This is a genomic window from Catenovulum maritimum (assembly GCF_001050375.1).
Lineage (GTDB): Bacteria > Pseudomonadota > Gammaproteobacteria > Enterobacterales > Alteromonadaceae > Catenovulum > Catenovulum maritimum.
The window spans coordinates 50,667-71,926 of record NZ_KQ130494.1; the positions used below are offsets into that span (position 1 = coordinate 50,667).

Annotated in this window: 18 protein-coding genes; all 18 read left to right on the forward strand. The window is 37.9% G+C overall.

All coding sequences use genetic code 11. The features are described from left to right. The 18 genes from neuB to XM47_RS12885 all read left to right on the forward strand — a co-directional run bounded on the left by neuB (window position 1) and on the right by XM47_RS12885 (window position 20,512). Window positions 1-1,074 carry an N-acetylneuraminate synthase gene (gene neuB, locus XM47_RS12800; RefSeq protein ID WP_048693183.1) on the forward strand — a complete coding sequence of 358 codons (1,074 nt, stop codon included), beginning with the start codon at window positions 1-3 and terminating at the stop codon, window positions 1,072-1,074. After that, on the forward strand, window positions 1,067-1,717 hold the full coding sequence (locus tag XM47_RS12805) for an acetyltransferase (RefSeq protein ID WP_048693325.1): 651 nt from the start codon (window positions 1,067-1,069) through the stop codon (window positions 1,715-1,717). Before neuB ends, XM47_RS12805 begins: the two co-directional genes overlap by 8 nt. Window positions 1,718-1,729: 12 nt before the next feature. After that, complete coding sequence (locus XM47_RS12810; RefSeq protein ID WP_048693185.1) at window positions 1,730-2,779, forward strand: nucleotidyltransferase family protein; 1,050 nt, start codon at window positions 1,730-1,732, stop codon at window positions 2,777-2,779. A 4-nt stretch (window positions 2,780-2,783) separates the two neighbouring features. Further along, window positions 2,784-3,494, forward strand: coding sequence for an acylneuraminate cytidylyltransferase family protein (locus tag XM47_RS12815; RefSeq protein WP_077066558.1), 711 nt, complete (start codon window positions 2,784-2,786; stop codon window positions 3,492-3,494). Next, a complete protein-coding gene (locus XM47_RS12820; RefSeq protein ID WP_048693188.1) occupies window positions 3,487-4,452 on the forward strand; it encodes a Gfo/Idh/MocA family oxidoreductase in 966 nt (321 codons plus the stop codon). The genes XM47_RS12815 and XM47_RS12820 overlap by 8 nt, the downstream gene beginning before the upstream one ends. Before the next feature lie 16 nt (window positions 4,453-4,468). Continuing rightward, window positions 4,469-5,404: a Gfo/Idh/MocA family oxidoreductase gene (locus XM47_RS12825; protein WP_048693190.1), complete on the forward strand. Its 936-nt coding sequence runs from the start codon at window positions 4,469-4,471 to the stop codon at window positions 5,402-5,404. Between the two features lie 63 nt (window positions 5,405-5,467). Then, on the forward strand, window positions 5,468-6,757 hold the full coding sequence (locus XM47_RS12830) for an oligosaccharide flippase family protein (protein WP_048693192.1): 1,290 nt from the start codon (window positions 5,468-5,470) through the stop codon (window positions 6,755-6,757). An 8-nt stretch (window positions 6,758-6,765) separates the two neighbouring features. Further along, window positions 6,766-7,734 carry a hypothetical protein gene (locus XM47_RS12835; RefSeq protein WP_048693195.1) on the forward strand — a complete coding sequence of 323 codons (969 nt, stop codon included), beginning with the start codon at window positions 6,766-6,768 and terminating at the stop codon, window positions 7,732-7,734. A gap of 8 nt (window positions 7,735-7,742) precedes the next feature. Further along, complete coding sequence (locus tag XM47_RS12840; RefSeq protein ID WP_053084565.1) at window positions 7,743-8,267, forward strand: acyltransferase; 525 nt, start codon at window positions 7,743-7,745, stop codon at window positions 8,265-8,267. Between the two features lie 11 nt (window positions 8,268-8,278). Beyond that, window positions 8,279-9,526: a hypothetical protein gene (locus tag XM47_RS12845; RefSeq protein WP_048693197.1), complete on the forward strand. Its 1,248-nt coding sequence runs from the start codon at window positions 8,279-8,281 to the stop codon at window positions 9,524-9,526. Between the two features lie 185 nt (window positions 9,527-9,711). Beyond that, the gene (locus XM47_RS12850; protein ID WP_048693200.1) at window positions 9,712-10,839 is read left to right on the forward strand and encodes a glycosyltransferase; all 1,128 of its coding nucleotides are present in this window, start codon (window positions 9,712-9,714) and stop codon (window positions 10,837-10,839) included. 124 nt (window positions 10,840-10,963) lie between these two features. Next, window positions 10,964-11,989 carry a Gfo/Idh/MocA family protein gene (locus XM47_RS12855; protein ID WP_172656534.1) on the forward strand — a complete coding sequence of 342 codons (1,026 nt, stop codon included), beginning with the start codon at window positions 10,964-10,966 and terminating at the stop codon, window positions 11,987-11,989. Continuing rightward, complete coding sequence (locus XM47_RS12860) at window positions 11,986-14,124, forward strand: bi-domain-containing oxidoreductase (RefSeq protein ID WP_048693202.1); 2,139 nt, start codon at window positions 11,986-11,988, stop codon at window positions 14,122-14,124. The genes XM47_RS12855 and XM47_RS12860 overlap by 4 nt, the downstream gene beginning before the upstream one ends. Before the next feature lie 38 nt (window positions 14,125-14,162). Beyond that, entirely contained in the window at window positions 14,163-15,755 is a 1,593-nt protein-coding gene (locus XM47_RS12865; protein WP_245623471.1) for a heparinase II/III family protein, read from the forward strand. Between the two features lie 12 nt (window positions 15,756-15,767). Further along, entirely contained in the window at window positions 15,768-16,946 is a 1,179-nt protein-coding gene (locus XM47_RS12870) for a glycosyltransferase family 4 protein (protein WP_048693208.1), read from the forward strand. Beyond that, on the forward strand, window positions 16,943-17,890 hold the full coding sequence (locus XM47_RS12875; RefSeq protein WP_048693212.1) for a UDP-glucose 4-epimerase family protein: 948 nt from the start codon (window positions 16,943-16,945) through the stop codon (window positions 17,888-17,890). The genes XM47_RS12870 and XM47_RS12875 overlap by 4 nt, the downstream gene beginning before the upstream one ends. 21 nt (window positions 17,891-17,911) lie before the next feature. After that, a complete protein-coding gene (locus XM47_RS12880) occupies window positions 17,912-18,463 on the forward strand; it encodes a sugar transferase (RefSeq protein ID WP_048693214.1) in 552 nt (183 codons plus the stop codon). 114 nt (window positions 18,464-18,577) lie between these two features. Continuing rightward, the gene (locus XM47_RS12885; protein WP_048693216.1) at window positions 18,578-20,512 is read left to right on the forward strand and encodes a nucleoside-diphosphate sugar epimerase/dehydratase; all 1,935 of its coding nucleotides are present in this window, start codon (window positions 18,578-18,580) and stop codon (window positions 20,510-20,512) included. Window positions 20,513-21,260 lie beyond the last annotated feature (748 nt).

Below are 21,260 nucleotides of genomic sequence, written 5' to 3' on the forward strand. Positions count from 1 at the left end.
ATGACTTTAATTATTGCAGAAGCTGGTGTTAACCATAATGGTAATAAGGAACTAGCATTTTCATTGGTCGATGCTGCATATCATGCAGGTGCAGACATTGTAAAATTTCAGACTTTTAAAGCTAAAAACTTAGTAACCGAGGATGCAAAACAAGCTGATTATCAATTAACTAATACGCAAAAAGAAGAAACGCAAATGGCAATGTTGAGTAGACTTGAGTTGTCATACGATGCACATCACGAATTGGTCGAATATTGTCAATCACTTGGTATTGAGTTTCTATCTACAGCATTCGACATCGAGAGTTTGGACTTTTTAGTCAATGACCTCAAACTATCCACTTTAAAGTTACCGTCAGGTGAAATCACTAATGCACCATTAGTACTGGAGCACGCAAAGACAAAGTGCGATTTGATCGTTTCGACTGGAATGGCAAACTTGGCCGAAATCGAGCTTGCGTTAGGTGTCATTGCGTTTGGTTATACCCGTGGCGATAGTCACGAGCCTTCTGTTAGTGCATTTCAAGAGGCCTATGCTTCTGTGGAAGGACAGAAAGCATTAAAAGAAAAAGTGACAATTTTACATTGCACGACCGAATATCCAGCACCAATGGCTGAGATAAACTTACGTGCAATGGATACACTACGAGACGCTTTTGAATTGCAAGCTGGTTATTCAGACCACAGCGAGGGTATTACAATACCGATAGCCGCTGTCGCTCGAGGTGCGGTGTTAATAGAGAAACATTTTACCTTAGACAAAAACATGGAAGGTCCAGATCACAAAGCGTCGCTTGAGCCACAGGAATTGAAAGGTATGGTGGACGCAATCAGAAATGTGGAAAGAGCTTTGGGCAGTGGAGTTAAGTCTCCAACTGTTTCTGAAGTCAAAAACAAAGCAGTTGCAAGAAAGAGTATCGTGGTCGCCAAACCGTTGAAGAAAGGCCAAGTTATTAAAGACGACGATATAGTCGTAAAAAGGCCGGGTACAGGGGTCGCTCCAACCAAGTTTTGGCAGGTAATCGGGAGTATAGCTTCCAAAGATTTTGAGGCGGGAGAGCTTTTTGTTGAATAATGACAAAAAGCCTCTGGTTTTAATTGGGGGGGGGGGGCATGCATCGGTTTTACTCGATATTTTGCTAAAGCAAAACAGAACCGTTCTTGCCGTAATAAGCCCTACAGATATTGCGCAAAGGAGTATATTCTCAGGGCTAAGGCACCTCAAAGAGGATGCTGACATAAATGAGTTTACGACAGACTCTGTGTTATTGGTAAATGGTATCGGTTCGACACCTGGCTCGAATGTTCGACGAAAAGTAGCCGAATACTTTACAATGCTTGGCTTTCATTTTGAGACTATTGTTGCACATAACGCAGAGGTGTCCGTATATGCAAATGTCGCTGAAGGTGCGCAAATATTGCATAGTGCAACTATCCAAGCGGGCGTTGAGGTCGGAGCACAAAGTATTATTAATAGTTGTGCTTTGGTAGAGCATGACTGTCGTATAGACGAATTTTGTCATGTAGCCCCAAACTCAACATTATGTGGTCAAGTATCTTTAGAAAAAGATTGCTTTATTGGAGCTGGTGCAGTCGTCATTCCATCTGTTAATATAGGTGCAAGTACTGTAATAGGAGCTGGAGCAATAATTAATAAAAATGTGGACAGTAAAACCACAATTTACCCAGCAAAATCTGTAACAAAACAACGAAAATAAAAAAGGTATGGCATGAGTCATTGTTGGCAAAATACTCTTATCTTAGAAACGAGCTCAATTAAACAGGCGCTTGAAGCCATTAATAATGAGGCATTGAGAGTAGCGATAGTTGTTGATGAAGAAAATAGGTTAAAAGGTACTCTAACGGATGGCGATGTTCGCAGAGGGCTATTAAACGAAATTACAATTTCGGAACCCGTTTCTGCAGTGATGAACAGTAATCCGGTAGTGGCATTTGAAACTTCGTCAAAAGAACAAGTTGTTGAATTAATGGAAGAAAATCAAATATTGTCGATACCACTCATTAATTCAGAAAGAGAAGTTGTTGGGCTCGAAACACTTTATGGCTTATTGCGCAAAGAGCGATATGACAATCCTGTATTCTTAATGGCGGGAGGGTTTGGCACTCGACTAAGACCACTCACTGATAATTGCCCCAAACCACTGTTAAAAGTTGGTGAAAAACCAATTCTAGAGACTCTGCTACTAAGTTTTATTAACGCAGGGTTTCACAACTTTTATATTTCAACCCATTACCTTCCTGAAATGATTAGAGAATATTTTGGAAATGGTGAAAAGTGGGGAGTAACCATAAATTATGTATATGAAGAAAAGCCTCTAGGCACCGGTGGCGCACTTGGATTATTGCCAAAAAGTTTACCGGATTTGCCAGTAATTATGATGAATGGTGATATTTTAACTAAAGTAGACGTTGAGCGACTCCTTAATTTCCACAATTTAAATAATGCCAATGCAACCATGTGCGTTCGCGAATACGAATACAAAGTACCTTTCGGAGTAATTGAAAATGAGGGAAATGAAATTAAAAGTATGGTTGAAAAACCGACACATCGATTTCATGTGAATGCGGGCATATATGTTGTCAGTCGCAAAATAATAGATAGTGTCTTACCGAATGAAATAATTGATATGCCGACACTATTAGAAAGACACCTGGGCAACAAAATTTTGATGTTTCCTTTCTATGAGTACTGGTTAGATATTGGTCGAATGGATGACTTTGAGCGAGCTCAAGTAGATATTTTAAGTTTAGGTTTGTAACGTCATGATTCAGAAAAAAATTCTTGGGGTTATTCCCGCACGAGCGGGAAGCAAGCGCTTGCCGGGGAAGAATGTAAAGGAATTAGCGGGCAAGCCTTTAATTCAGTGGACAATCGAAGCGGCCCTTGGTTCTGGTGTTTTAGATGATACTATTGTAAGCACTGATGACGCCGATATTTTAGAGCTTTCGAAGACCTTGGGGTGTGAAGCTCCATTTTTACGTCCAGTCAATTTAGCGGGTGATGAAAGCTCATCGATTAGCGTTGTTCTTCACGCCCTAGATTATTTCGAACAACAGGGCGTTGTTTATGAATACATTATGCTTTTACAGCCGACCTCTCCATTGAGAACGGCCAAACATATCTCAGATTCGGTCTCTTATTTAGATCAAAAAAATGCAGATGCGGTAATTTCGGTTTGTGAAATGGAACATTCTCCTTTGTGGTCCAACGTCTTGGAAGATGACTGTAATATGGACTCCTTCCTAGCAGATGAAATAAAGAACAAACGAAGTCAAGACCTCCCTACACATTATCGTTTAAACGGAGCCCTCTATCTTGTAAATGCAAAAAGACTAAGAGAAGAAAAGTCATTTTTGTTATCGGGTAATAACTTTGCTTTCAAAATGGAGCAAAATTGTTCTGTGGATATAGACGAGTATTTAGACTTCGTCATTGCTGAAACTATTATTAAAAAAGAGGAACAGAATGCCTAACATTCTAATTGTCGGAGCGGGACAACTAGGTAGTCGTCATTTACAGGGGGCTGTTCAAAGCGAATTGGCCCTAAATATTGTCGTAGTCGACCCTTCTTCCGATTCTTTGGCAGTGGCCAAAAGCAGAGCTGAAGAGATCGAGTTAGGCAATCCGAAAACTGCTGTCGAGTATATAAACGCCGTGAGTCAAGGTTCTGAATTTGATGTCGTGATCATAGCGACAACCGCAAATATCCGTTATCGGGTTTTCAAAGACCTCGTTGACGCCTGCCAGATCAAGAATGTTGTATTCGAAAAAGTGTTGTTTCAAAAAGCTGCCGAATATGAGTTAGCAGAAAGCTTGTTGAGGGAAAACAATATTAAAGCATGGGTCAATTGTCCGAGACGTCAAAACGCAACTTATCAAAGTTTGTTGTCTTTAGTTGAAAATGAAACTTCGTTTGACATGACGGTTTCCGGTAATAGCTGGGGCTTAGCATGTAACGGCATCCATTTTGTCGACCTATTTGCATACTTATCAGGAACTACCGAGATTACCCTCTTTCCGAAACTTTGTGACAAATCAGTGATGGAAAGTAAAAGGTCCGGGTTTTATGAGGTTCTCGGCACAATCGAATGCAAATCGTCAAATGACAAGAACATGATATTGAGTTGTGACGACGGTGATTCGATCTCCGTAAACGTTGAAATTCGTACTCCTAATTTTACAATACTGATACAAGAAACGGCAGGTAAACTAACGATTGAAAGAAATGGTGAACGCGTGGAAACACAATTTAAGGCGGTGTTCCAAAGTCAGTTAACTCACGTGTTAATCGAAGACATTATCAAGACTCAAAGCTGTAAACTGACGACTTTCTCTGATTCGAAAAGTCTTCACGTGCCATTCATTAACACAATAAAAACGCATCTTGAAAATTCGTTGAATAAGCAATTTGAAGCTTGTCCAATAACTTAGGCTTATAGGAATTAATATGATCTGGTTGATCGGTGCTGGCGGCATGTCAGTTGACTACGTAAAAGTTTTAGCGGCGCAAGAACAAGAATTCAAAGTGATTGGAAGAAGCGAAAGCTCTGCAACTACTTTCGAAGAAAAGACGGGTCAAAAAGTTGTGGTTGGAGGAGTGGAAAAGTATTTGGAAACCTCTCCACAAAAACCTGATGCAGCAATTGTAAGTGTGGGTATAGATCAGCTGTACAATACAACAATGATGCTCTTAGAGTATGGTGTTGACAAGATTCTAGTAGAAAAGCCTGGGGCAAAAAAAGTTGAAGAAATACGCATGTTGGCTAATTTAGCTAGGGAGAAGAATTCAAAAGTCTTTATTGCATATAATAGAAGATTTTATGCCAGCGTGTGTAAACTTAAAGAAAATCTAATGGCTGAAGGCGGAATTACGTCATTTAATTTTGAGTTTACAGAGTGGGCACATGTAATTGAAACGTTAAATAAACCGAAAGATGAATTATCTAACTGGTTTCTGGCTAACTCTACACACGTAGTCGATTTAGCATTCCATTTAGGTGGTAAACCCAGGGAGCTTTCATCGTATGTCGGTGGTGAATTAGAATGGCATCCATCAGGTGCTGTATTTTCAGGCGCAGGAATAAGTGTGCATGGCGCATTATTCAATTATATGGCTAATTGGAGTTCCGCTGGTCGCTGGAGTCTCGAGTTTTTAACAAAAAAAAGTAGGTACTATTTAAAACCAATGGAGAAAATACAAAGGCAACTTAATGGAACAATAAAAATAGAGCCTGTTGAAATTGAATCTCAATTAGATGATGAATTTAAACCAGGGTTATATCTGCAGACAAAGGCGTTTCTTGAAGGTGATTCAGAAAATCTTTGCCATATAGATGAGCATGTTGAGAGTATGACCTTCTATCAAAAGATAGCAAATTATTAGTCCCTGTTTATTTTGATTTAGCTATTTTTTGAAAGATAGCAATTCTTGAGGCCAATCTTTTTGATGAAAGTTTTAAATTTAGTTTCTCGCTATAAAAACGGGAACTTGAACTCGTTTGCAATTATCTCAACACTAAGTGTTGCCAATGCGGTCTTTCCATTTCTGTTGTTACCAATATTGACTAATGAACTTGAGCAAAGTGAGTTTGGAATGTTGGTTATAATGGAAGCATTTTTGGCTTTGTTGGCTCCATTGATTCATTGCTCATTAGGGGGGCTACTTGTCGAATATTATAGGTTAGAAAAAGAAGATTTTAAATCGTATTTATTCAATACACTATTATTGGCTCTTCCATTTTTTTTACTAGCAATGTTAATAACAAATATCTTCGCAGAATTTTTTGTAGATATATTTGGAGCAAATAGAGGTTGGTTGCTTATATTGCCGATACTTTGCTTTATAAATGTTGTAAACCAAATAACCGTGGTACTGTTTCAATGTCAGAAAAAGTATGGCCTTTTTGGTTTGTTTTTGCTTGGGCCAAATCTGTTAACTTTCATAATCACGTTAATTTTACTAAATAACACAGGCTTGGGTTGGGAGTCAAAGTTGTATGCGATGCTTGGTGTCGCAAGTGTTTATTCGATGTTTTCCATTTACATTGTTTTACGCGAATCTGACAAGCATAGGTTTTTGAATTTAGCAACAGTAAAAAGTAATTTAGCTTATACAATGCCTTTATTGCCCCATACCCTGATGGCAGCTTTGTATTTTATGTCGGACAGATTAATATTATCTAACATGTTAGGTGCGGAGGCGGTTGCAATTTATGCGAGTGGTTTACAACTTGCATTGATCATGTCTGTTTTGCAGAACTCCCTCAGTAAGGCATGGTCTCCATTTGTTATAAAGTACTTAAGCAAAACTTCCGATGAGAATCAGCTTTGTCCTGTTGCATTGAAAAAAATGCGTAAATATATGTTTTTAGCATGTTTTTTTGTTGTTTTAGCGGCTTTGTTTGTCTCAGTTTCTATTTGGTATTTAGTTGATATATTGTTGCCTCCACAATATCAAGAAGCTAAATATACGGGTGTAATTTTGGTAATAGGGTTTATGTTTCTAGGATTCTACAAAATATTCTCGCCAATACTTTGGTACTTTAAAAAGACTTCACAACTGTCAAAGGTCACTACTGTAGTATTTGTTTTGAATATAGTCTTTAACCTTATGTTCATTCCCCAATTTGGTATAATCGGTGCGAGCATTTCAACACTTTCATGTCTGTTTTTGCAATTTGCATTGACACAGATGTATATAGAGCAAACTTTAAAGAGTAACTTGGTAAAGGCCTAACTTCGCTAATGAAAAACAATTTGTATTTGATAATTCAACCGCTGCAATATCTGCAAGCTTTAGAATTAGTAGACAGGAACGAATTTAATACTTTGTTCGTCCTTAAAACAGGCGCTATTGATCAAATGAAAAGGTTAGTAAACGAAAGTGATTGGGATCGCGTTGTTTGGGTAAACTTCTCAGGGACCGTGTTAGATATTATTAAAAATATTGTTTTTGTGAAAAGTATATTGGAAGAGTTTCGTGGCATAGAAAAGCTGGTTGTAAGTTCATTTTATAATGAATTTGTAAACTGTTTAGCTAACGGTTTGCAATCAAAAGAATTAATCCTCTTAGAAGATGGAAATGCGACACTATTACTAGAACATGGGGTTAAATATAATTCTTTTAGGTTCAAGATTAAAAAGGTATTTACTTTTATCTTTGGGTTCAATGTTCAACCTATGAGCAAAGTGAATTTATATCTTTTAAAGAGAAAAAACGTTATAGACTTACCAAGTTTTGCTAAAAATGCATATTATTTTGACTTTAAACGTTTGAAAAAGCGGTTAACAGCTTTTCAAAGGTCAGATAAAGTTTGTTTTATAAGTTCTGCATTTATAAATGCAGGAATTATGAAGAAAAGTAATTATATTAACTTTTTAAAAGAAGTAATTAACGTTTACCCGTCTAAAACGTTTGAAATAGTTTTACACCGATTCGATAATGCAGAAGACTTTTCAAGTTTACTAGAACTTGACAATGTATTTATAACAGAATCTACAGGACCCATTGAGTTAATGTTCAATAAAAATAAATCTTTACCATCTAAAGTCATTTCCGCTGGGTCCGGTGCGACAGAGACTTTAGAAACTATTTACGGAATAAAAGTTGAAGTAGTTCTACCTCATTTAAAATGGGTCGAAGAAGAGTTTCATCAGCAAATGAATATTATGGTTTCCCATTTCAACAAACATCACATTGTTAGTCGGCTTTAGGATATAAAATGATAAGATTAATTCGATTTATACGAGTAAAGTATATAAGGGCTCTGCAGTTTATCTGGAGGTTTAAAGTAAAGTGGTTAGCGAAAAAATGCGGTAGTAAGATATATGTTGGTAATTCGTCCACAGTAAATAAAAACACTGAGCTTGGTAATTATTTTAGTACAAATGGTCTTGTAGTGAGAGGGGAAGGTTGTGTTTCGTTCGGTGATTATGTGCACACTGGCCAGGAATTACTCGTAATTACCAGTAACCACAATTTTAAAACGGCGACAATTTTACCCTACGACGACACCCATGAATTAAAAAATATTATCGTTGAGGATGCAGTATGGATTGGGGACAGAGTTACAATAATTGGTAATGTTGTGATTGGAGAAGGCGCAATTATACAAGCTGGTAGCGTAGTTGTTACAGACATACCAAAATTAGCGATAGCAGGTGGGAACCCTGCAAAAGTTTTTAAGTATCGAGATGAAAATCACTATTTCGAGCTAAAGTCTGAAAATAAATTTCTTACATTCTAAGTTTTGATTTCGTGATAGATAATAAATTAACGTCATTTAAATTGGCCAATTACTCTTTTAAGACTTATGTTTTCTATTTGAGTATTCTCTGGATGTTCGTCAATTATGGTGGCGGAGGAGACAATCCATATAGTGGCTCAGGTGTTCGTTGGTTATTAATAACGATACCGTTATTGGCCTTTATTGCGATAAGCTCAGCATTAATTTTGTTTAGGATGAGAATAAACGCTAGCGCACCAAATAAGTTTCTAATTTGTTATCTATTCTTTTGTAGTGTTGTTGCTTTTCTAAATGCAGATATAAAACACTTCGCAGAGGTGTTCCGTTGGGTCATTCCTTTGATTCTTGTTATACATTTTCGATTAACAGTCAGTCTGAAATTTATTAACTTTCTCTATTGCTTTGCGATATTTGCTGTAGTTATTACGTATGTCCCTAATGTTTCAGAGTTTGGATATTTACCCGGGCAAACGATATTAAATTTGCATCAAGGGATGTGGTGGAGGGTGTCTATTTGGAACTACGTCACTCCACCGTATTCTGCCGCATTTTCTGTTATAGTTTTCTTTGCTAATTATTTTTTAAATAAAGGTAAATCAAGATATTTTTTCTATTTGATAAGTCTTTATTTTTTGATGCTTAGTGGCAGTCGCACTAGCTATTTCATTTTTATTTATTGTTTTATTGTCGCAGAATTATTTAGTAAGAAAGGCTTGGTATACAACATGAAGTTCATAATGATACCAATGTTAGGTGCAGGTTTATTATTTATTTTACAAGTAAGTGCGGATTTAATCCCTTTTTTGGGCATAAAGAATGAAATTTTTAATAGTGTTGTCTTAAGGAATGCTGAAGCAGGAGGTGACGCAACTAACCTTTCATCTAGGCTCATCATTATAGTTGAGCAAATAAGTATGGTACTTGATAAAGGTGCGATTAGCATTCTTGGTTTGGGTTCTTCGATATATGCTTCTCCAAATTGGACCTCAAATGGCGGGTTCATGGGGCAAACAACGGATTCCTATTTAACGCACTTGTTATTTCGAGACGGCATTGCAGTCATTTTTCTAGTATTTTCGTTTATTGCCTTGTTTAAAAATGCTATGCAAGAACGAAACTTTTTTGCATTCATAGTGTTAAACGCGTTGTTGTTTTATACAATCGGCTATGGTGCGTGGCTGAATATGACAAGCCCAGTATTCTTGTTGTATGTTGGCTGTTTGTTTAAACGTAAGATTATAAATCCTAGTCCAAATTAATATGGGTCTTATTGTTTTTAGACCTTTCATATGTGTTTTGTGGTCAGAGTAAGGTTTATCTAGTCTATTTAGATTAAGTTTCCGACGAAGAAAATGAGGTGGCTACTTTTAGTAGGAGGTTTTAATTTCCTCAACTTCCGCTTTTACGATTAAATTAAGAGGAAATTATTTTTGGGGTTATTGACGTGAAAAAGTGTTTAGTTGTTACTGCTGCGTTTTATCCAGCATATAAGTATGGTGGGCCTGTAAGGAGTTTAAAAAATTTAGTTGATTCTTTAGGGGGGGAATTAGACTTTAAGGTTGTAACATCTGATAGAGATATGGGGGATACCAATAGCTTCGATGGTATTAATGTGAATAGTTGGAATAATAAATATAACAATATTCCAGTATTTTATTGCGCCCCTGAATATTCCTTTTTAAAGCTTTTTAAAGAAGTATTTAAAAAAAGTGACTTTGATATTTTATACATTAACAGTTTCTTTGACACCAAATTCTCTATTCTGATTCACCTACTCGTTTGGTTAAATTTAATTAAATGCGAAAACATAATTTTGGCTCCTCGTGGCGAATTGACTGAAGGTGCTATGAGTTTTAAAAGACTAAAAAAGTTATGTTATGTGTTTTTATTCAGGTTAATGCGACTGGAAAAGAAAATAAAGTTTCATTTCACTTCGACTGAAGAGTTTGTTGAATCTAAGCGCTTTATAAATATTGAAAAGTATAAAATTGCGCCAAATATGCATGCCGCAATTCCGAATTATACAAGGAAAAGTAAAGTTAAGGGGGAGCTGGAGCTAATTTTTCTTTCCAGAATATCTCCCAAGAAAAATTTGGAATTTTTGATATCAGCTTTAAAGGAGGTTAATGAAGGGAAAATAACGTTTACTATCGCTGGAACGATTGATGATGCCGACTACTGGAAGGAATGCCAAGCGAAGTTGTCAACTTTGCCAGCAAACATAAATGTAAGGTTTTTGGGACCTATAAATAGGATTCAAGTAAGGCATGAATTGGGAAATAGTCATTTATTTGTCCTTCCTACTTACAACGAAAATTATGGGCACTCGATTGTAGAAGCCATGGTGAGCTCAAACTTGTTGTTAATATCAGATCAGACACCATGGAGTAAAGTGCAGAACTGTGGCAGCTTCGTAGGTAAGTTAGACAATGTTGAATATTTCTCAAACGCAATTCGAACAGTTTTGCGAATGAATGAAGCTGAGTTTAACGAAAAAACTTTTACGACTTTTGAATATTGCAAAAACTGCCTCGACGATAACGAAGTAAAAGTGAACCAAATATTTAAGTAATCCATACGGAAAAAAGGTAACCAACAAGATGTTTAGAAAAGTATTTAGGTTTTGGATAGTCTACGGTACTCGAAGGACTTTCATAAAAGTTATGGGGCGGCTACGCAAGCCAATAGATATACGATTGTTTATTAATCCTATTTACGTTTTATTCCCACCTAAAAAAGAAATAGGGATCATTGGGGCCGGACAATTTGCGTTTGCTACGATAAGCTATTTTATTCTGACTTCTAGGTATGGCAGAATAAAAGCAGTATACGACATTGATAAAATGAATGCTGAGTCTTTAGGTCGTGCTTATAAAGCGAAAGTCTATACTAATTTTAGTAAACTTATAAAAGATGTGGATATCGTATATATTGCTTCGAATCATGCGAGCCATAGTAGTTATTCTATTGAAGCGCTAAATAATAATAAGGTTGTTTATTGCGAGAAACCTGTGTCAGTAGACTTTAAACAACTTAAAAATTTGCATAACGTAGTGAAGACTAAAGAAAGTAAATTTTACTGTGGGTACAATAGACCTCATAGTCCAATAATTAAACTTGTTAAAGAGCAGTATGGGGAAGTATTGCGTTCGAATCCACTAACGTTATCTTGCTATGTCAGGGGGCACGATATACCAGCAGAACATTGGTACAGAAACCCAGGAGAAGGTACTAGAGTTTGTGGTAATCTGGGGCACTGGATAGATTTATTTGTATCATTGATTTGGGAAAGAATAGAACAAATTTCACTCTTTAAATTAGTCATTGTTTCCAGTGATGATTGTATTCCTGACGATAATGCTACACTTTTAATAACTACTAATATTGGCGATTTGTTTAGTGTAACAATATCAAGTCGATATGAACCCTTTGAAGGGATTGATGAGTCGATTAACCTTCAAGTCGACAAATTGAATTTGAAAATTGACGATTTTAGGGCAGCAAAAATTAATTGCGATTCCAATTTAAGGAAATTCAAATTTCGACATAAGAATGTAGGTCATAAGAATGCTATAAACCAACCTTTTGAGCAAATACAAATTAGAAACTACAAAGAATACTTTTTTTCATCGTACCTCACAATTGCGTTTGCAGAAATGATCAAAAGTAGTGAAACTAAAATCGAAATTCAATCTAACCAAATTGTAGAGTTTTTTAAATGAAACAAATCCTTCAAGATATGGCGAAGGGAGGCTCGGCCATAGTTGAAGCTCCGGCGCCACAAGTAAAAAAAAATAACGTGATTATAAACACGGCAACCACATTAATATCAGCAGGCACAGAACGTATGCTGGTAGATTTTGGTAAGGCAAATTTAATTGATAAAGCGCGCTCGCAGCCCGATAAAGTAAAAATGGTACTTGAGAAAGTACAAACCGATGGTTTAATGACAACACTTGATGCTGTTAAATCTAAATTGGCCCAACCTTTACCCCTTGGTTATTGCAACGTAGGTGTTGTGGAACGGGTTGGTAATGGTGCTGATAACTTTAAAGTAGGTGACAGAGTAGTATCTAATGGCCCTCATGCTGATGTAGTTCGAGTGTCTAAAAACTTGGCAGCGAAAATTCCCAACAATGTTACCGATGAAGAAGCATCATTTACCGTGGTTGCTAGTATTGGCTTGCAAGGTATTCGTTTGGCAAACCCTACAATGGGGGAATGTTTTGTTGTTACTGGTGTTGGGTTAATAGGGCTGTTAACGGTACAAATGCTGCGTGCTCAAGGGTGTCGAGTTCTTGCTATTGATTTTGACCAATCTAAACTTGATATGGCAAAACAATTTGGTGCAGAAATTTGCAATCCAGGAAAAGGCGAAGATCCTGTCGCTGTCGGTATGGCGTTTAGTCGTGGTGTGGGGGTAGATGGGGTTATTATTACTGCATCTACTAAGTCAAATGACCCTGTTACCCAAGCGGCGCGTATGAGTCGTAAACGCGGCCGTATAATTTTAGTGGGTGTGACCGGCTTAGAGTTAAGCCGAGCGGACTTCTATGAGAAAGAACTTATTTTTCAGGTGTCTTGTTCATATGGCCCTGGTCGCTATGATGCTAATTATGAAGTGCAAGGTAATGACTATCCGCTAGCATTTGTGCGTTGGACTGAACAACGTAATTTTGAAGCCATTTTAGATATGATGGCCGGCGGGCAACTTGATGTTAAGCCATTAATCACACATCGTTTTAAGTTTGAAGATGCGAGCGATGCTTATGATTTACTAACCACTGATAAAAGCGCCTTAGGGATATTACTGCAGTTTGAATCAGAAACTGCAACTCGCCATGTAAAAACGATAAAACTTAATACAGTCGCTAATTACCAAGCTAACGATGCAGTCGTTGGCTTTATTGGTGCTGGCAATTATGCATCGAGAATGTTAATTCCAGCCTTTAAGTCTGCAGGGGCTCAATTTCACAGTATATCAACTTCCGGTGGTATTAATGGCGTTACTCATGGCCAAAAAGCTGGTTTTTCAGAAGCCACTACCGATACACTTGCGATGATTGAAAACCCAAGCATTAATACTATCGCCATTGTTACACAGCACAATAGTCATGCTTATTTTGTTAAGGAAGCCCTTAAAGCTGGTAAAAATGTTTTTGTTGAAAAGCCACTCGCAATTACTCATGAAGAATTAGCTGAAGTGAAATCGGCTTACGAAAACGCAATAAAATTAGATAACGCCCCTAAGTTAATGGTTGGCTTTAATCGTCGTTTTTCACCACAAATACAAAAAATGAAAGCTCTCCTTGAACCTATTAAAGAGCCGAAGTCATTTATCATGACTATGAACGCTGGTAGTATCCCAGGTAATCATTGGACACAAGATAATGCGGTAGGCGGTGGCCGTATCATTGGCGAAGCTTGCCACTTTATTGATTTAATGCGTTACTTGGCAGGAAGTGAAATTGTGTCTGTACAGGCGCGACGCATGGGTGATACCGATGCGGTTGAAATTACCGAAGATAAAGCGGCTATTATATTAGGCTTTGCCGACGGCTCATTTGGTACCATTCATTATTTAGCGAATGGCGCTGCTAGTTTCCCTAAAGAGCGGGTAGAAGTGTTTGCAAATGGCAAGGTATTACAGCTTGATAACTTTGTTAAGTTAAAAGGTTTTGGCTGGAAGGGATTTAAAAAAATGAATTTGTGGAAACAAGATAAAGGTCAAAAAAACTGCTGCACCTTGTTCCTTGAATCTATTCAAAAAGGTAAGCAGGCCCCAATATCAGCCGAGGAAATATTTGAAATAGCTAAAATTTCGATTGATGTTGCTGAGCAATTGCGCAAACAATGAAAACTAAGTTAAATCAATTTATAAAGGTATTTCATACTATGAAATACCTTAAGTTCAAGCAGGTGTTTTATCGCTTGTATTACAAATTTAAAAAGCCTTCCGTTGGTTTAGAGACAGGTGAGGTAACGCAGTTCAATAACTGGCAATGGACGGGTCCTTCGCTTAACGCTACTAGTATATTGGGTCCAAATAAAGTCATATTTTTAAACAAAGAAGCTGTAATTGAGTCACAATCAGATTGGAATACTCCTGAGCAAACCAAGCTTTGGTTATACAATTTGCATTATTTTGATGATTTATGCGCTATTGATTATCAATCTCGTGAACAACTTCATTATGATTTTATTAATCGGTGGATTGATGAAAATCCGCCCTGCTTAGGTAATGGTTGGGAGCCATATCCGTTATCTTTGAGATTAGTTAACTGGGTTAAGTGGTTCAGTCAAAAAGAAAATACTGATGTAAAGTATTTATCAAGTATTGCTCAACAGTCAGATGCGTTAATGCAACAACTTGAATATCATATTCTAGGTAATCACCTATTTGCTAATGCCAAAGCGCTCACTTTTGTTGGCGCATTTTTAAAAGACGAAATAGCTGATAAGTTTGTTGTCACTGGATTAAAAATTCTTGATAAGGAAGTTAACGAGCAGTTTTTAGGTGATGGTGCTCACTTTGAATTATCACCCATGTATCACTGTATTTTGCTTTGGGATTTACTTGAGCTGATTGATTTAGGTATAACGAGTAAAAATAAATATATTGAGCCAAGGTTGCCTTTGTGGAAAGGCATTGCTGAAAAAGCACTCACTTGGTTAGAAACCATGAATCACCCAGATGGTGACGTGAGCTTTTTTAACGACGCTGCAATAGGTATAGCCCATAAACCAGCGCATATTTTTGAGTATGCGAAAAAATTGGGAATCGTTTGGCAGCCATGTAAAGTTGGCTTAACGGTAAATAAAGCTAGTGGTTATAGTAGGGTAAATCAAGCACAATATTCTTTAATTTTTGATCATGCGAATGTTGGTCCTGACTATTTACCTGGTCATGCTCATGCTGATACGCTTAGTTTTGAAATGTCTGTTGGTAACGAGCGAGTATTTGTTAATTCGGGTACTTCATTATATGGCGTAAGTGCAGAGCGATTGCGGCAACGAGAAACAGCTGCTCATAATACAGTTGAAATAGGTGGTGAAAGTTCATCTGAGGTATGGTCTGGTTTTAGAGTTGCTCGTCGAGCTTATGCCAAATTACTTACTGTTAAACAAGAGGCCGATAAAGTAACGTTAGTTGCTCGTCATAACGGGTATTCCAGGTTCAAGCCAAAAGTTATTCATACTCGTGCAATTACTTCAAATCCATCTTATTGTCAGATTGAAGACTCTCTGTCTTGCAAAGCCAATGCTTGTTACTACTTACATCTTCACCCTAAGATAAACGCCAACGTTTTAGATAATTACACTGTTGAACTGAATTTAATGTCAGGTAAACGAGTGCTTTTTACCAGTGAACAGCCTATAAAATTGGTGCCATCAACTTATCATCCAGAATTTGGTGTATCTATTGAAAGTAATAAAATTCAAATACCGTTCAGCACTGCAAAGTTAGTGACTCGTATTGAATTTTAAAGGATTAATATTTTGAAAATTTTGTTGTTTACATTTTATTATAAGCCTGATCTTTGCGCCGGTTCGTTTAGAACAACTGCGCTTGTCGAGCAGTTGAAGCACTTGCCTAATGTTGAAATTGAAATAGTAACGACTATGCCTAATCGTTATGCAAGTTTCGAATCTGCGGCGTCTAAGTTTGAACAAACTGATAATGTGACGATTCACAGAATTGAATTGCCATCCCACAACAGTGGAATGCTCGACCAGATTAAATCTTTTCGAGCGTATTTTAAGGCTGCTCGAAAGTTAGTTAGTGGTAAAAGTTACGATTTGGTTGTATCAACCAGTTCCCGCTTGTTTACGGCCTTTTTAGGTGCTTTTGTAGCCAAACAAAAACAAATACCGCTATACCTAGACATTCGGGATATTTTTGTCGATACAATCAAAGATGTTTTGAATCCTAAATTAGCTATGTTGGCTAAGCCTATACTCCACCTAGTTGAAAATTATACTTTTTCAAAGGCCAAACATATTAACCTAGTTTCAGAGGGGTTTAAGCCTTATTTTGCCCCTAGGTTTAAACAACCTACCTATAGCTATTTTACTAATGGTATTGACAATGAGTTTATTAATGTAAGTAGTGAAGCACAATGTATAAATTCTATTGATGCACAGCATAAAAAAATAACCGTTTTATATGCAGGTAATATTGGCGAAGGGCAAGGCTTACATTCAGTTTTACCGGCACTTGCGAACAATGCTGGAGATAAATATCAATTTAAAATAATTGGTGATGGTGGTCGTAAAAAACAGTTGGAGCAAGCTTGTATTGGCATCGATAATATTAGCTTGTTGCCGCCAGTTAAGCGTGCTGAGTTGGTAGGCGAATATTTAAATGCAGATGTATTATTTTTGCATTTAAATGATTACCCTGCGTTTAAAAAAGTTTTACCATCCAAAATATTTGAATATGCTGCAATGGGAAAACCTATTTTAGCTGGTGTTCAAGGGTATTCAGCTCAATTTATAAATGAGCAAGTGGAGAATGCCAAGGTATTTTATCCAAATGATGGTAAGCAGGCAGCGTTGGCTTTGCAATCGCTTGATTTGATCGCAACAAATAGAGATGGTTTTATTAGAAAATTTGCACGGGAAAATATTATGCAAAATATGGCGCAATCTATTTTTGATATAAGTGGGACACGGTGAGCAATATTCTAATAACAGGAGCTTCTGGATTTGTCGGTAACAGTTTGCTGAATGAGTTGGATAAAGGAGTTGATTCTATTAGATTGTTAAGCAGACGAGATAGCTTTGCTGGCAAGTATGATATTTTTCAAGCTGAATTAAATGCCAATAGCGATTATGCCGATGCGCTTGAATGTGTAAATGTTGTAATTCATTGCGCAGCTAGAGTGCATGTGATGAATGATAAGGTTGCAGACCCATTAACAGAGTTTAGAGCCGTGAATACCGAGGGAACAATAAATTTAGCTAAACAAGCCGCCGAAGCTGGCGTGAAACGTTTTATTTTTGTTAGCTCCATTAAAGTTAATGGTGAAAGTACTAGTAATAGAAAACCTTATACTGCTTTCGATACTCCAACTCCAGAAGACCCATACGGTATTTCTAAGGCTGAGGCAGAGCAGCAGTTGCTTGAGCTTGGCAAAGAAACAGGCATGGAAATGGTAATAATTCGCCCGCCGTTAGTTTATGGAGAAGGTGTTAAAGCTAATTTTGCATCGTTAATGAGGTTAGTTGGGAAAGGCTTTCCGCTGCCATTTAGATTTATAAATGGTAATAAAAGAAGTTTAGTGTCGGTTTATAACTTAGTTGATTTAATTAAGGTTTGTATTGAGCATCCCAAGGCGGCTAATCAGGTGTTTTTAGCGAGTGATGATCATGATTTATCTACGGCAGAAATGGTCGCACTCATGGCAAAAGTTCAAGGAAAGGTTAACATAGCATTACCTGTGCCCGTGTGGTGTTTTAAATTTGTTGGTAAGCTATTGGGCAAGCAAGCGGTTATAGATAGACTTGTTGGCTCTCTTCAAGTTGATATTTCGCACACAAAAAATACGCTTGGGTGGCAGCCGCCTTATACTGTTGAACATGGGTTTAAGTTAGCGGCCAAACAGCCGGCTAAAAATTAATTTGGTTATTTTGGAAGTTATATGATTCGCTTGTTAGATTTTGTATTTGCATTTTTCGGTTTGTTAGTTGGTTTTCCTTTCTTAGTTATTTTGTTTGTGATTGGTTTGTTCGATACCGGTTCTCCTATATTCAGGCAAGAGCGTGTTGGGCGAAATAAAAAGCCTTTCACTTTGGTTAAATTTAGAACCATGTCTAAAGATACTGCCTCAGTTGCCAGCCACTTAGCCAGTAGTGCATCTATCACTAAGTTCGGTCATTTTTTGCGAAAAACTAAGCTAGACGAACTGCCGCAATTATGGAATGTATTGAAAGGTGAAATGAGTTTGGTTGGCCCTCGCCCAGGGTTGTTTAATCAAGAGGAACTCACCCAAGCACGCGAAGCTCAAAATGTATTTGATGTTCGCCCGGGCATAACTGGGCTTGCTCAAGTTAATGAAATTGATATGTCTACGCCTGAGTTACTTGCTAAAACAGACAGGGAAATGATCGATTCTCTAAATGTAGGAAATTATTTTAAGTATATTTTTATGACGGTTGCTGGTAAAGGTAGTGGAGACAGAGTAAAACCATAATGTTAACTATCTCAACTAATTGAACAAAAGTACTGTGTAGAGTTTGTAAAGTTTGACATAATAACTGCATTAATTTAGCTGTATATTTATTAGGTAAGGAAACTTGGTCGCATAATGAGCCCCATTAACTTTTTATTTCAAATTTCTCGCCCAGCCAAACGTGCTGTTAGTGTCAGCTTAGACATTTTTTTTGTTATATTTGCTTTTGCTTCTGCACTAGTACTTAGGCATGACAGTTTAACCGTAGTTTCTGAAACGGATTCTTGGTTATTGTTGTTTCTTGTATTGCCTGTCACCATTGGTGCTTTTATTCGTTTAGGTTTGTATCGTGCGGTTATTCGCTATATTGGCCCGCAAGCGGCTCTTTCGGTTGTTATTGGTGTGGCTGTTTCTGTGCTTTCGTTAGTATTAGCGTCTTTCTTTTTTCATATCCCCGTGCCGCGTACCGTGCCATTTATTTATGCAGCGTTTTTACTTATTTTTGTTGGCGGTAGCCGCTTTTTTGTTCGTGCTTTAGCTATTCAATCACGCAAGCGTGGTAAAGAAAAGGTGGTTGTTTATGGGGCCGGTTCTTCTGGTAGGCAGTTGGCTACCTCGTTAATGCACGGACAAGAGTACGAGCCTGTTGCATTTGTAGATGATGACCAAAGCTTACAAGGCAACTTTGTAATGGGGCGCCCAGTATATGCTTTTGATGACTTACAAGGACTACTTTTAGATCGAACCGTTCGTCGTGTTTTGTTGGCCATGCCAAGTTTAAGTCGTTCTAATCGTAGTAAAATAATTTCTAATTTGGAGCCCCTGTCTGTTGAGGTTTTATCTATTCCTGGCTCTGCTGATTTAGTTAGTGGTGAAGCGCGTATAGACGAGTTGCGCGAAGTCGCAATTGAAGATTTATTAGGCCGTGAGCCGGTTGAACCAAAGCCACAGTTAATGAGTGCAAATATTTTTGATAAGGTGGTAATGGTTTCTGGTGCAGGTGGCTCTATTGGCTCGGAATTATGCCGACAAATTATTAAATATAAGCCAAAAATGTTGGTGTTGTACGAGCTATCTGAATTCGCTTTGTATTCGATAGACTCAGAGCTGCGCCGCACTATTGAAAAACAAAAGCTTGAAGTTGTCATTAAACCAATTATGGGTACAGTGCAAAGGCAAAACAGAGTTGAAACGGTAATGCGTACTTTTAAAGTACAAACTGTATACCATGCTGCGGCTTACAAGCATGTTCCTTTGGTTGAGTATAATATTGTTGAGGGTGTGCGTAATAATGTGTTTGGCACATATTACACCGCTGAAGCTGCGGTAAATGCAGGTGTCGAAACTTTTGTACTTATTTCTACCGATAAAGCAGTACGCCCAACTAATGTTATGGGTACTACTAAGCGTATTGCTGAGTTATCTTTACAAGGTTTAGCTAAACGTCAAAGTTTAACCACATTTTGTATGGTTAGGTTTGGTAATGTGTTGGGTTCGTCTGGTTCAGTTGTTCCATTATTTCGTGAGCAAATTAAAAAAGGTGGGCCAATTACTGTTACCCATAAAGACATTATCCGTTATTTTATGACCATTCCAGAAGCATCTCAGTTGGTTATTCAAGCGGGTGCTATGGCGAAAGGTGGTGATGTATTTGTATTGGATATGGGCGACCCGGTAAAAATTTCTGACCTTGCAGTTAAAATGGTGCATTTAATGGGCTTAGAAGTTAAAGATGCAGCAAACCCAAATGGTGATATTGAAATTAAATATACAGGTTTACGCCCAGGTGAAAAGCTTTATGAAGAGTTATTAATAGGTGATAGCGTTGAGAAAACGACTCACCCACGTATTATGACAGCCAACGAAGTTTCGCTTAGTTGGACGGATATGTTCCATTTAATCGATAATTTGGATGAGGCTTGTCATAATTTTGAAATTGAAAAAATACAAAAATTAATTAAAGAGGCGCCAACTGGTTATGTACCAAGTAGTGATTTATGCGATTTAGTGTGGAAAGATCGGCCGCCCACCAAAGATAGTTCAAATGTAATTGGACTGCACTCTTTATAAAAATTTGAGGCCGGCTTTGTTCGGCCTTTTTTGCACTTGGGGTTTGGTTGTAGCCTCGGTTTATTTTGGCTTGGTGGTTTTGTGTTGGCTGCGCTGGGGTTTTGCTTATTGTTGCTTGGTTCACGCGCCAGCAAGCTTGACGCCTACATGTATCGTGTTGGCTTGTGGTTTTGTGTTGGCTTTGCTGGGGGTTGGGTTTTGCTTTGGGGTTTGGGTTATTCACCTGGTAGGCGTGGTGCTTGCCCGCGCGTTTTTTTGATGTAGCATTGGTTTATGTTCTCGTGCCAGCTTTCGGTAATTGCTCCTGCATTACTCTCCGACTTATATTCTTGCCTGTTCACGCGCCAGCAAGCTTGACGCCTACGGGGTCTGTGTTGTTTGGTGGTTTTGTGTTGGCTGCGCTGGGGTTTGGGTTTTGCTTTGGTGTTGGGTTATTCACCGGTAGGCGTGGTGCTTGCCCGCGCGTTTTTTTGATGTAGCATTGGTGTATGTTCTCGCGCCAGCTTTCGGTAATTTATCCCTGCATTACTCACCGACTTATATTCTTGCCTGTTCACGCGCCAGCAAGCTTGACGCCTACGGGGTCTGTGTTGTTTGGTGGTTTTGTGTTGGCTGCGCTGGATATTGCGTATTGTTGCTTGGTTCACGCGCGCGCAAGCTGCACGCCTACGGGATTATGTTGTTTGGTGGTTTGTGTTGGCTGCGCTTGAGGTCTTCTGCATATTTCATAACTTTGTCACACCTTTAG